The sequence below is a fragment of the Pseudomonas sp. ML96 genome, assembly GCF_000761545.1.
Lineage (GTDB): Bacteria > Pseudomonadota > Gammaproteobacteria > Pseudomonadales > Pseudomonadaceae > Aquipseudomonas.
The window spans coordinates 55,843-68,117 of the sequence record NZ_JPMY01000018.1 but is presented as its reverse complement, the minus strand read 5'-3'; the positions used below and the strand labels follow the sequence as shown (position 1 = coordinate 68,117).

Annotated in this window: 9 protein-coding genes; 4 read left to right on the top strand and 5 right to left on the bottom strand. The window is 59.9% G+C overall.

Features of this window, described 5'->3' with window-relative positions; all coding sequences use genetic code 11:
- The first annotated feature begins 1 nt into the window (after position 1).
- From IP89_RS12885 to IP89_RS12875, 3 genes are read left to right on the top strand one after another with little or no spacing between them, the layout of a single operon-like run.
- The gene (locus IP89_RS12885) at positions 2 to 763 is read left to right on the top strand and encodes an ABC transporter permease (RefSeq protein WP_043309941.1); all 762 of its coding nucleotides are present in this window, start codon (positions 2 to 4) and stop codon (positions 761 to 763) included.
- Positions 760 to 1,536, top strand: a complete 777-nt coding sequence (locus IP89_RS12880; protein ID WP_043309940.1) for an ABC transporter permease — start codon at positions 760 to 762, stop codon at positions 1,534 to 1,536. The genes IP89_RS12885 and IP89_RS12880 overlap by 4 nt, the downstream gene beginning before the upstream one ends.
- A gap of 4 nt (positions 1,537 to 1,540) precedes the next feature.
- On the top strand, positions 1,541 to 2,338 hold the full coding sequence (locus IP89_RS12875; RefSeq protein WP_043309939.1) for an ABC transporter ATP-binding protein: 798 nt from the start codon (positions 1,541 to 1,543) through the stop codon (positions 2,336 to 2,338).
- Positions 2,339 to 3,153: 815 nt separating this feature from the next.
- On the opposite strand, the gene IP89_RS12870 is transcribed toward IP89_RS12875, so the two are convergent.
- The 5 genes from IP89_RS12870 to IP89_RS12850 form a co-directional block, all read right to left on the bottom strand.
- Positions 3,154 to 3,588: a hypothetical protein gene (locus IP89_RS12870; RefSeq protein ID WP_043309938.1), complete on the bottom strand. Its 435-nt coding sequence runs from the start codon at positions 3,586 to 3,588 to the stop codon at positions 3,154 to 3,156.
- Between the two features lie 138 nt (positions 3,589 to 3,726).
- Positions 3,727 to 4,692, bottom strand: a complete 966-nt coding sequence (locus IP89_RS12865) for a YCF48-related protein (protein WP_043309937.1) — start codon at positions 4,690 to 4,692, stop codon at positions 3,727 to 3,729.
- 10 nt (positions 4,693 to 4,702) lie between these two features.
- Complete coding sequence (locus IP89_RS12860; RefSeq protein ID WP_043309976.1) at positions 4,703 to 7,051, bottom strand: RND family transporter; 2,349 nt, start codon at positions 7,049 to 7,051, stop codon at positions 4,703 to 4,705.
- 77 nt (positions 7,052 to 7,128) lie between these two features.
- The gene (locus IP89_RS12855) at positions 7,129 to 8,802 is read right to left on the bottom strand and encodes a DUF1302 domain-containing protein (RefSeq protein WP_371261946.1); all 1,674 of its coding nucleotides are present in this window, start codon (positions 8,800 to 8,802) and stop codon (positions 7,129 to 7,131) included.
- A gap of 20 nt (positions 8,803 to 8,822) precedes the next feature.
- Positions 8,823 to 10,244, bottom strand: coding sequence for a DUF1329 domain-containing protein (locus tag IP89_RS12850; RefSeq protein ID WP_043309936.1), 1,422 nt, complete (start codon positions 10,242 to 10,244; stop codon positions 8,823 to 8,825).
- A 580-nt stretch (positions 10,245 to 10,824) separates the two neighbouring features.
- Between IP89_RS12850 and IP89_RS12845 the strand changes: the two genes are divergently transcribed.
- Positions 10,825 to 11,526 carry a TetR/AcrR family transcriptional regulator gene (locus tag IP89_RS12845; protein ID WP_043309935.1) on the top strand — a complete coding sequence of 234 codons (702 nt, stop codon included), beginning with the start codon at positions 10,825 to 10,827 and terminating at the stop codon, positions 11,524 to 11,526.
- Positions 11,527 to 12,275 lie beyond the last annotated feature (749 nt).

Genomic DNA, 12,275 nt, shown 5'->3' with positions numbered 1-12,275 from the left:
CATGCTGACCGCCTCACTCAACCGCCTGAGCTGGTTCGCCTCACCGCTGGCACTGCTCGTCGTCTGGGCCTTGGTAGCCCAGGCCGGCTGGTACCCGACCCAACTGCTGGTGCCTCCGCTGCATGTTTACGAAGCCTTCGTCGAGCTGCTGGGCAGCGGCGAGCTGCGCGAGCACCTGCAGAACAGTCTGTCGCGCCTGGCCATAGGCTTTTCCCTCGGTGCGCTCGGCGGCCTGCTGTTCGGCACCGCCATGGCTCTGTCGAAGCAGGTGGAGGCTTACTGCGCCCCACTGTTCCACACCCTGCGGCAGATCCCCTCCATCGCCCTGATCCCGATGTTCATCCTGTTCTTCGGCGTCGAAGAGACCTTCAAGATCCTCATCGTGGTCAAGGCAGCGTTCTTCCCGGTGGCGCTGGCTACCAGCGAGGGCGTGAAGGGCATTCCGCGCAGCTACTTCGATGTGGCCGCGGTGTATCGCCTGCCGCTGTGGAGCCTGCTCAAGGACATGGCCTTCCCCGCCGCGGCACCGCCCATAGTCACCGGCCTGCGCATCAGCCTCAGCCGTTCCTGGATGGTCCTGGTCGCCGCCGAGCTGCTGGCCGCCGACAGCGGCCTCGGCCAGTTGATCGAACTAAGCCGGCAGATGATGCGTATCGACATCGTGATGGTCGGCGTGGTGGTGACCGGTCTGGTCGGCTTCACCCTCGATTACGGCTTCCGCCTCCTGGAAAAACACCTGTTCCGCTGGAAACCACGCGCATGAAGATTCTGATCCGCTTTCTCGCGTCATTGCGCGGCCTGCTCCTGCCACTGCTGCTGATTGCCGCCTGGGAATACATGTCGCGCCAGGGCGCCAGCCAGGCTTACGCCTTCGTGCCGCTGAGCAAGATCGGCGCAGGTCTCGACGAGCTGCTGGCCAGTGGCGAGCTGTGGCTGAGCGTGGCGGCCAGCCTCGAACGTACCTGCCTCGGCCTGCTCTATGGCGTACTCGCCGGCTTCGCCGTGGGCGCGCTGATGGCTCACTCGCGTATCGCCGAACGCCTGCTCGCGCCGCTCTACCACACGCTGCGCCAGGTACCGATTCTCGGCCTGATCCCGCTGCTGGCCCTGTGGTTCGGTAGCGGCGAGCTCTCCAAGGTACTGATCGTTTCCCTGGCCGCCTTCTACCCCATGGTGCTGAACAGCTTCGAGGGCTTCAGCCATGTCGAGAAGAGCTATCAGGAGGTCGGCCGCATCTACACCCTGACGCCGCTGCAGCAGTTCACCCAGGTACAACTGCCGAGCGCCCTGCCCAGCCTGTCCAACGGTGTGCTGCATGCGCTGGCCTTCGCCTGGGTCAGCTCGGTGGGCTGCGAACTCTTCCTCTCCACCGGCATGGGCCTCGGCAACCTGATGATGAACGCCGAGACCGGATCACGCATGGAGGTCGTGGTGATCGGCGTGCTGTGCATCGGCCTGCTCGGCTACACCATGAACCAACTGTTTACACGCCTCAGCCGCCACCTGCTGCGCTGGCGCAACCTTCGCGATAGGTAACCTCATGACAGCCATTCTCGATCCACAACTGCTCGGTAACGACCTGCGCCAGCCCGGCGCGCTGGAGATCCGCGGCCTGAACAAGGCCTACCAGATCGACGGCAAGGCCCTGCCAGTGCTGCACAACATCGACCTGCAAGTGTTGCCTGGAGAATTCGTCAGCATCGTCGGGGCCAGCGGTTGCGGTAAGTCATCGCTGCTGCGGCTGATCGTTGGCCTGGAGAACGACTACCAGGGCCAGATCCAGCTGGACGGCGAATCCGTATCGGGCACCAGCCTCGACCGCGGCATCGTGTTTCAGGACCACCGCCTGTTCCCCTGGAAGACCGTCGAACAGAACATCGCCCTGGCCCTCAGGAACCAGCGCCTGAGCAAGAAGGAAAAGGCCGATCTGGTGGCCGAGCATGTGGCCCTCGTCGGCCTGAGCGGCTTCGAACAGGCCTACCCGCACCAGCTCTCCGGCGGCATGGCCCAGCGCGCCGCCATCGCCCGCGCGCTGATCACCCGCCCCAAGGTGCTGCTGCTCGACGAACCCTTCGGCGCCCTCGACGCACTCACCCGCGTGCACCTGCAACACGAGCTGCAACGCATCTGGGTGCAGCAGCGCAGCACCATGATCATGGTCACTCACGACGTGGAAGAAGCGCTCTATCTGGGGGATCGCGTCATCGTCATGGACGCCCGACCAGGCCGCATCCGCCATGAGGTAAAGGTCGACCTGCCACACCCGCGCGAGCGCAATTCGCAAGAGCTGCAGAAATTACGGGAAGAACTGCTTACAGAGCTGACGGAAAACCATTGAGGATGGTTCTAATGGCGGACCTGCACTTTCCGAATGTTCGCTGTTAAGCGCGACAGAACGCCCCATTCTCCCCTGAAGAAGCACTATGGCCGCTGGATACAAGCGCATGGCCATGCTGGCACCGGAGATGATGGGTTTGCCGCGGACTGAGAAGGATAGAAGCGGCCTAGAAGGCGATGATTTGCCCCTAAATCAACCGCCAGAAAAGACAAAGCCCCTGAAATCTTATGCAGATTCAGGGGCTTATGTACTTATATGAATGGCGGGAAGATAGGGATTTGAACGCTGCCTACTACCCGCATAACCCGCGCTAGACCACTCCAATCCCTAGTGCCATCAGAGAGTAGCGGAAAGGAACGGTTTGTAGCGGGCTCGGTTTTGCCCCCAGAATTTGCCCCCAAAGAGATGGGGACAAATCCTGGGTTTAAGCAACACCTAGGGAAATGCATGAATCCCAAGTGAATGCGGTCTAACCTGCCGAGGCAGGCGGTGCTGTAATAGAGGCTCCCTATTAGCATTCCAACGCCCACAGCCAAACGCAGACGCTCGATTGAGCCTCACCGCTCTCACATCACCTCACAGCACCCGGTAGGCTCATTGCCTTGCGGGGTGTTGAGCCTCACGCTAGCGCAGTGGCAATTTGACTGTATATTTGTCGTGCCGGCTTTGGTCGCTGGTGACCTGCCATGCGAGCCGGCTCCACAAGAAGAGACACGATGTCTAACGCTGTTCGCAGTACCGAGTATGTGGGCTCAGAGATTCGTTCCGGTCTGGCGAGAAAGCAGGAGGAAAGAGAGCCCAAACTCCAGTGCGACTTAATTGCGGTCTTGCAGTGACAGATCTGAAGCATGAATGGCCGCGTCACAGCCTGTGGAATCCTCTAGCCACCGGCGTTGCATATAAGCTGCTGCTTTGCCCCTGTAGCTGCCATAGGCGCATGTATAGGCATAACTCTGAACGTCTACCATGGACTGTCGGCATGAATCATAGGAGGCAAGGTTGCGGCTTTTCCGATGATCATCGGACCAATCGTCTAGCCTCCTCACAGCATCTTCAGCCGCTTCGTAGAGGAGGCCCATGGCGCTTGCGTCATTGCAAACTTCAGTGACCTTGGCATGCAATGCCTGGGCTTCCTTGATCAGCAGCACCGCCCTTCTCGCCGCCTCTGCATCGGTGTACAGGTCTTCAGCTTGCGCACAGGCGGTTACTGGCCATGCCAAGACCAGCATCAGGCGTAATTGCTTCTTCACTTCGCATCCTCCTCCATGAAAATAGCCCGCGCCGAAAACGCCTAGAAAACGCTTTCAGCCTCAAGAAAAACTGGAGCCGAGCGTCAGTTTCAACGTGGCCCCTCAATGGGTGAAAACCACAATCATCCACGATGGCAATTACCGAGCTTGTGCAGCCACTACACCCCGTCGCGAGAAAAGAGCGGGAACACCGTTGCCGTTAAGCAGCACGGTCGTCAGCGAAACACCTTCAGACGACTGCTGCTCCTGGAAGCTCTGCCCCCCGTTACTACTTTGCACCATCAGCCCATCGAGGCCGACCGCCAGCACATGGCGACCAGACACGGCAACGGCTGTGACCGAGCTCTTGCTCTCCAGCGGCAAACGACGAAAATCCTTACCGTCTACCGAACCGTGCAATAGCGTGCCACGCTGGCCGCCTACCAGCAGGCTTCCATCGGCCAGCACAGCGCCAGACCAGAGAGTACCTTCGTAGCCGGTATCCAGGTAACGCCAGCTTCTGCCCTGGTCATCGGAGCGCAGCACCTGACCACGCTCAGCAGTGGCATAGAGGCCGCCATGGCTATCGGCAAAAAGCCCCATCAAGTTGAGGTCGGCACGACTGGATCCCGGAGGGGCTTCCAGCGTCTGGTCGGTCCATGTTGCGCCACCATCGTCGGTGGTCAAAACCAACGACCAGAGACCGACTGCAACGCCCTGTCGGGCATTGAAGAAATGCACCGCGAACAAAGGCCTATCCTCTTCGTTGGACAGGCGCTGAATCTGCCAGCTATCACCGCCATCACTGCTGGCCAGGATCGCCCCCCAGTGACCTACCGCCCATCCTTTTTTGGCATCGACGAAGCTCACACCAGTGAGCGGCACGGAAAGCGGCACTGAGCGGGCCTGGCGGAAGCTTGCACCTTGATCATCCGACAACAGCACAATGCCGTGGTCGCCAACCGCAACGATGCGTTTCTCTGCCCATGCGGCATCGAGCATGGTTGCCTGGGTGGCATTGCTCGCAGGCACTGCCGGCACCGGATCCAAGGGAGCAGCCTGCGGTGAGGCCAGTGGCAACAGGGCCGCCAGGGCGCCCCCTATGACTGTGTTTAGGTATCGCATGCTTCTCTCCTCAATGCACCAGTGCGCCAATCATTCGCACCGGGCGCTTGCGCGGGAAAACCCGCTCCAGCCAGACAGCGAAGGCCGGTAGAACAGTCATGGCCATGACCATGTTGACCATGAACATGAACGCCAACAGCTTGCCCATGTCGGCCTGGAACTTGAGTTCGGAAAATGCCCAGGTGGCCACCCCGACCGCCAGGGTGATGGCGGTGAAGATGGTCGCTACGCCAACCTCGAGCAGCGCGTGCTCGACCGCCTTGACGATCGGCTGACCATTGGCCTGGTGCAGCTGCAGACGGTTGTAGATGTAGAAGGCGTAATCGACGCCGATACCCACTGCCAGCACCATCACCGGCAACGTGGCGATGGTCAGCCCGATCTGCAGCTCCTTCATGAACCAGTAGCCGATGAAGGTGCCGATAGTCAGCGGCAGGCAGCAGACCAACACGGCACGCAGGTCACGGTAGACAACGAACACCAGCAGGGCGATGGCGGCGTAGACATACAGCAGCATAGGCGTCTCGCTCTTCTCCACCTCCTCGTTGATCGCCGCCAGGACACCAGCGTTGCCCGAAGCGAGACGCACTGAAATGCCCGGCATCGGGTATTCGCTGCGGAACGCCTTGGCAGCCGCGATCACCCGGTTGATGGTGGTCGCTTTATGATCCCCCAGGTACAGGTGCACGGCGGTCATGCTGCAGTCGACACGCATGATCCCGGAGATACGGGCGACCTCGGTGGCCAGCGAGGCGTAGTTCATGGCATCGATGGGCACCGTACTCATCTTCGGGTTGCCCTCGTTGTAGCCTTCGTTGAACTGGCGCATGGCGGTGGAGAACGAGGCCACCGACAGCACCCCGGGCACAGCCTGCATAGCCCAAACGAAGCGATCCTGGTACTGCCCTAGGGCGACGTTCTCGCAGGCACCGGGCAGCACCTCACCCGACGCATCCGGGCTGACCTCGAAAACCACGCTGAGCCAGTCCAGGCCGATGTCGTAACTGCTGGCAATGGACACCGCGTCGCGGTTGAACCGAGCGTCCTCGCGCAGCTCGGGCGCACCGGCTTGTAACGTGCCCACTACCCGGTCGTGGCTCTGCCAAACCGCCACGCAGAACACCAACGCGGCGATGCCGAGCACCAGTAGTGCGTTGCGCCACTCGGCGAGCCGTGCCAGACCATGCAACCAGCACGCACGGCGCTCGCGGGAGACCTCCTCGGCGGTAGCATAGCTACCATCGACTCTCAGCATCGACGCCACCAGCGGCAGCATCACTAGGTTGGTAATGATCTTGTAGGCCACCCCGAGCGAGGCGGTGATAGCCAGCTCGCGCACCATCGGAATCGGAATCACCAGCAGGGTGATGAAGGACACGAAGGCCGTCACCAGGGCCAGGGTGCCCGGAATCAACAGACCACTGAAACTGGAGCGGGCCGCCTCCTCGACACTTTTTCCACAAGCGATCTCCCGCACGATGTAGTTGATCTGCTGCACGCCGTGAGACACACCAATGGCAAACACCAGGAAGGGCACCAGCACGGCCAGCGGATCGAGTCCGTATCCGAGCAGGCGCAGGCTGCCGAACTGCCAGATCAGCGAGGTCAGCGAGCAACCCAATGCCAGCAGGGTGAAGCGCACGGAATGGCAGTACCAGTAAACCGCCGCGGCGGTCAGCAGCAGCGCCAGCAGGCAGAACTCCAGCACGGCCGAGGCGCCGTCGGCGATATCGCCGATCTGCTTGGCGAAGCCGATGATCTGGATCTCGAAATCGGCATCCTCGAACTGAGCACGGATCTGCTGCTCCAGAACTTTGTTGTAAGCCACGTAGTCCAGTTGCTGGCCATTTTCGTCGAGCTCGTTGAGCTCGGCGGTGATCATCGCGCTGCTCTGATCGCGCGCCACCAGGGTGCCGACGAAGCCGCCCTGGGCCGTGGAGTTGGCGATCTTGTCGATGATCTCCTGGTCGAGGCGATCAGGGGTCACCGTGCCAGGTATCAACGGATCCGCACGAAAGCCCTCTTCGGTGATCTCGTTGACGAAAGAGTTGGGCGTCCACAACGACTGAACACTGCTGCGTGAAACGCCAGGCAGGAAAATCACCGCCTGGGTCACGTCGTATAGCCGCTTGAGCCCGGTCACGCTCCAGATCGAGCCCTCACGCGCCTTGACCACTATGGTCAGGCGGTTCGCCCCGATCAGATCGTTACGGTAAGCCTGGAAGGTCTCGACGTACTCATGACCGATCGGCAACTGCTTCTCGAAGCCAGCATCCATGCGCAGCTGCACGGCGAACCAGGCCATACCCAGAGTGAACAATACGAGCAGCGCCAGTACCAGCCGACGCTGACGGAACAGCCAGCCCTCCAGGCGTGGCAGCACGCCACGCCCCCCCTCGTCGGACTTGTTTACAACAGGAGTATCCACTACATGCCTCACATCGAGTGCGAAATCGCCAGGCCGACGTAATCACGATCACGCAGCGGTTGGTCGTAAGGGGTGTCAGCATCGTTGAACTTCGCGTAGTTCAGACTGACCTGCCAGCTGCCGGGGTTGCGCACGAGGTTCAGGTACAGGTTCATAGAGCTGGCATCCCGGGTATAGGTCGAATACATCGACGGCGTGCGCCCATTGCCCAGCGACTGCTGGTAATAGATACCCGGAGTAACGCTCCAACCCGGGATCAGAGTGCTGTCATAGGTCAGGCTGAAATCGAGGTGGATCCCCGAAGAGCTCGCATCGCCATGGGACTTGGCCGGAAGCTTCGACATATCCTCAACCCAGCTGTTGCCCCCTGCGGAAATCAACTCACCGTCATAGCTGTCATGTAGCCCCGGATACTTCACCAGTACCAGTTCCGACATGAGGGTCGCGGTGCTGGCCCCAGTGAACTCGAGGAATTCCGCGGAGTTGGCATTGGTAAAGCTGTAGATGCCGGTCAGGTGCCACTGGAACTTCTTGGTGTCCTTCCAGCATTCCCCACCCTGCCCTGCACACGGGCCAGCGCCGAAAAATCCGGGCAAGGGGTTGAGCGGCACCGCCTCTTTGGGCCGGTAAGACAGCTCGGTGCCCACCGCCCAGTCGCCAACCGGCAGGTTGGCACTGATACCGTAGAGCATGCGGTCTTCCGGGTAGACCCACTTGGGAGCCCAAGTGGCCTGGTTGTACTGCACTTGCGGCAGCTTGTCGTGATAGCGCATCACGTAGAAACCGTAGTTGACGTCGCTGTCTTCCGGCTGCCAACGCACCGAGAGCCCCCACTGACCACTGTCACGGGCATCCTTGTCGTCGTAGCCGTACTCCTTCATGCCCTCGCCGATCACGTTAAAGGTCGACCAGTAGCTGCCCACAGGTGGCAGCTCGCTCTTGTTCCAGCCGAACTGGTAATAGGTCTCGACGTTGATGCCGTAGCCCAGCCCCGTGGCGACACTGAGCATCGGCGCCGGTAACAAAGCTTCCTTGAGCTGCACTCCCGGGCTCGACAGCGCCTGGAAATCGTAGGCGTTGGTGGCGTTGATGCCGCCCACCGCGAACAGGCTCTCACCCCAGTTAATAACCTGGTTGCCCAGGCGCGCCCGCACTCGCTGATCCGCCACATCGATGGTCTTGCTCACCCACAGATCGAGCAGGCGCGTCTTGAACTTCAGCTCATCGCGCGCATCATCGGTCAGCCCATCGCTGCCGATATCTGAACCCGCGGCTTGCCAACCCTGCGTTTCTGCACCCAGCGTCCCGGTGGTGTGGGTGGCGGCAAAGTCACGCTTCCAGCTGCCGCGCGCCATGAAGGTGAGATCCTCGGGAAACTTCAACACCAGCTCGTGCATACCCTTGAGGTAGTTGGTGAACAGGTCGCCCTTGTCATAGTTCAGGTTGCCCTGGTCACCGATCCCGGAGACAGTCGCATCCAGGCATCCAGCCGGCGCGCCACCACCAGTGGCACCGGCGTTGACCAGATCGCAACCCTGAGACTGAGCGCGCACACCCATGCCCCAACCAATGGTGGAATCGAACGAGCCCCGGACATTGTCCGTCTCGAAGGTGAAGCCCATGGCCATGGGCGCTGCGCAGGCGATAGCCAGACCCGATGCTTTAGCAATTGTTCTTTTCATGTCGGCTCCTAGATTCGCCATTAGCGCTCGCTGATGGATCGCAGGTTGTCGGAGGTATAGAAATCGCGCTTATGCCTCGGGTTACCGACGCTCTCAGTCTGCCAGTGGATATCCTTGCTAGCGCCGATAGTGGTCAAGTCGTAGAGGTAGCGACCATCCGCCAGGTTGTACTGCACCAAGGCCTGCATATCGCAAGCACCGGTCTCGTACACAGGAATCGTGAAGCCCTCGCGCACCTTCCAGACCTGCCCTTGCTTGTCGTAATCGACGGCCATCAGGGCGTTCCAGCTATCCTCGTCGATGTAGAAAAGGCGCTTCGGGGCCTGGTGGCGCATCCCCTGGCGAACATTGGCCTCAACGACCCAAACGCGATGTAGCTCGTAGCGGCGCGACTCAGGCGCGAGCGAGCCCTCTTGAGCAAACTCTTCGACCTTGGCAGAGGTGTCATAGGCGCCAAAAGCGTTGTAGGAGACGATCAACTCCTGCTTGCCGATCAGCTTCCAGTCGAAGCGATCCAGGGGACCGAAGAAGACGTTCGCCTCATCGACGGTGTACTGGTTGTCTAGGCCAATCTGCGGGGCGTCGTAGGAGTAGGCGGGCATGCGCCGTACACGCCGCTGACCAGGGAAATAATAGAAGGTGGCCGACTGCTCTCCGGCTGTGAGGGTTCCCACGGCAGCCTGCCCCGCCAGGGCAGCCGGCTCCAGGAAAGAAAAGTACGTGGCGTTTTCCAGCCGGCCTACGGAAGAGAACAGCGCACTTCCCTTCGCTCCCCAAGGGGTAAAGAAGGACAGGTCATTCGAGATGCGCAGCCAATCCCCGCCCCCCTTGCGCGGCGAGACCCCAGCGATGGTCTTGGGAATGTCGACACCGACGCCGCGGTAGCGCATCTTCATGTTCAACATGACTTCAACGCCGGTGGTAGGCAGCGGAAACGGCACACCTGGCACATAGGCATCCTGCAGAGCAAGACCACTGGCATCGAGGGTGGCGAAACCGACGTTTTTCTTGGTGTTCTCGGCAACGAAGTCCGGCACACCGCAGCTGCGGCGGGTGGGATAGACATCCATGCGATAGCCCGGAACTTTCTTGAACAGCTCCAGCTGGCCCGGCGACAATTTGCTCGCGTACTGCGCGACGTTGTTGGCGTCGATACTGTAGAGCGACTTGTCGTCCTTGAACTTCCAGTGTTGACCACGCACCTGACCGTAGCTCCAACCTACGTCCTGTTGGCCAGGCGGGGCCCAAGCTGGAATCACTCCATCAGCACTTGCAGCAGCCTCTCCCCCCAACGGCGTCAGTTTTGTACCCAACAGCGCCGGATCCTTATCCGCAGCCTGGGCCGAGCAAATTGCAGTAGACGCCGCAATGGCCACAAGCAGATGCCTGACACCACGGCGGGGAGGCATGCCGACTTCTGGATGTTCAATCATTTCATTCATTGGAGGATCCTCATGGGACTTAACCGGCGGCACATTCATCCTGAAAGGAGGAATCGGCCCATGCCGCGCTTCTTAATCAAACGACATGGTCAATTGACCAAGTCCAATGACCAAAGCAAGCAATGTGCCCAAACAAGGGCTGAACGCCAATTTCTTTATTTATTAGATAGTTACCGTCTAAAGCTTCCGCCTGACGCTGCGTGCCCAGACCTGGAACTGCACAATCGTGTGTCAGTAGGCTGCACACTTTGTGCATTTACGTAACGATCGTTACGTAGGACTCAAGGCTACCGAACAGACGCAAGAACTGCTTTTTGCTCGCCAGAGGCGTAACACTCAGGCCCCGGAGATCGCCCCATGACTTGGAAAAAGAAGATCCGGAACATTCGCCGAGATCGACGTCGTGCGGTAGACGCGATGCAACTGAGCAAGGTGCGGGAATGCAGCGCTCGGGGGATTTCGGAGTACATCGCGGATGCGTTTCGCAGCATTTTTTCCTATGCTGGGCCGCATCCATGCGTTAGGCCGCAAGGGCAACTGTCACTCCGATTGATAGACCCAACAGAATCGCCAATTCCCCATGTCTGAATCACCCTCCCGCTCCACCTCCAACGCGAAACACCGTGAGAACGAGCCCGAACTCGCCGCCCGCCGCGGCCGCCCTGTCGGTGACCACAGCGCGAAACGAGCCGAGCTTTTGGCGGCAGCGATTGCAGTCATCGCCCAGGACGGTTATGCCGGCGCCTCAATGCGCAAGGTCGCACAGCATGCCGGATGCACTACGGGAGCTGTGACTTACTACTTCGCCAACAAGGAAGAGATGGTCAGTGCTGTGGCCCAAAACCTCTTCGACAAGGTGGAGGTCCTCCTCGAAACCAATCGAGAGCAACTGGACCTCAAGTTACTCATCCATCAGTGGCATCAGTGGATAAGCCTCGACGATCCAGACAGTTGGCTAGCCTGGTTGCAACTGCTCACACATGCCCGTCACGAACCGGCATTCGCTAACGTAATCAAACAGCGGCAAGCCCGTTTCCGCCTCATCGCCACCTCAGTACTGGAGGATGGACAGCGGCAAGGCAAGATTCGTAATGATATTCCTGCCGAATTACTGGCTGATCACGTCAGCGCCTTCAGCGATGGCTGGTTGATGATGCTACCTATTGAGCCCGAGCGATTCAGTGCTGAACGCGGGCAGGCTCTGCTCGACGCGTTCATCCTCATGATCTCTCCATCATCGATTAACGCTCGCACCGTCCGATCCAAGGCCAGCACAAACTAAGCGCTCCAAGGGCACCTCGTTCCGGACTGCGCCCGTCACGAGGCGCCCTCTCTCCCCCACTGCCTCACTTACTTCGCAGGCAACGGGTCGCCATTTCACGCCAATCAAATCAGCAGCTGCCACGCTCACCGCCGGGCATGGCACTGCTGTGCTTGTCACTCACACCAATCTGCTTTGCATGAAATCGAAATCTCTGTATTTTACAAAACAGTCGATACGATAATTATAAGGCTATTTGACGGGGGCGAAGATGGACTTGAGAACCAGGACGCTATCGCGGCCTAAGCAGTTCCACTTGGACCGACGGAAACGGCAGCCATCTATTGAAGTGCTCAGCTCAAGTACCGCAGTCCAAGCGATTCAAATGCCTGCAGAAGTGCACGCATGGAGGGAATGTTTTGGTTCAAAGCGCTTCCGCGCTTTTAGGCAAAGTGCCAGTGCCGAAGTCGAGTCTCAGTTTGCCCCCTCCTCCAATAGCAAGCGCCTACTTCACCTCCCCCGAGAAGACAGGCCAGAGCTCTTCCGCAGGCCTTCCATTCCCAGCAGCCCCACTCCGAACTCGGCTTACTGCTGCACGGAAATGAATAGTCGATGCGGTCTAGTCGTATCTGGTGACACAGGGGCGGGAATGATTACCTAGCGCCTCTCCTTCGAAAGCTCGCCTCCTATCTGAGCGCAGCAATGACTCCCCTAGAAACGCGCTGGCTTGCTTGCCAGCGGCGAGGACACTGCCTTGCCCGCAGTTCGCT

Excerpts from the sequence above, each read along its gene's own strand:
- IP89_RS12885 (WP_043309941.1), top strand. The coding sequence starts at position 2 with ATGCTGACCGCCTCACTCAACCGCCTGAGCTGGTTCGCCTCACCGCTG.
- IP89_RS12880 (WP_043309940.1), top strand. The coding sequence starts at position 760 with ATGAAGATTCTGATCCGCTTTCTCGCGTCATTGCGCGGCCTGCTCCTG.
- IP89_RS12875 (WP_043309939.1), top strand. The coding sequence starts at position 1,541 with ATGACAGCCATTCTCGATCCACAACTGCTCGGTAACGACCTGCGCCAG.
- IP89_RS12865 (WP_043309937.1), bottom strand. The coding sequence starts at position 4,692 with ATGCGATACCTAAACACAGTCATAGGGGGCGCCCTGGCGGCCCTGTTG.
- IP89_RS12855 (WP_371261946.1), bottom strand. The coding sequence starts at position 8,802 with ATGAAAAGAACAATTGCTAAAGCATCGGGTCTGGCTATCGCCTGCGCA.
- IP89_RS12850 (WP_043309936.1), bottom strand. The coding sequence starts at position 10,244 with ATGAATGAAATGATTGAACATCCAGAAGTCGGCATGCCTCCCCGCCGT.
- IP89_RS12845 (WP_043309935.1), top strand. The coding sequence starts at position 10,825 with ATGTCTGAATCACCCTCCCGCTCCACCTCCAACGCGAAACACCGTGAG.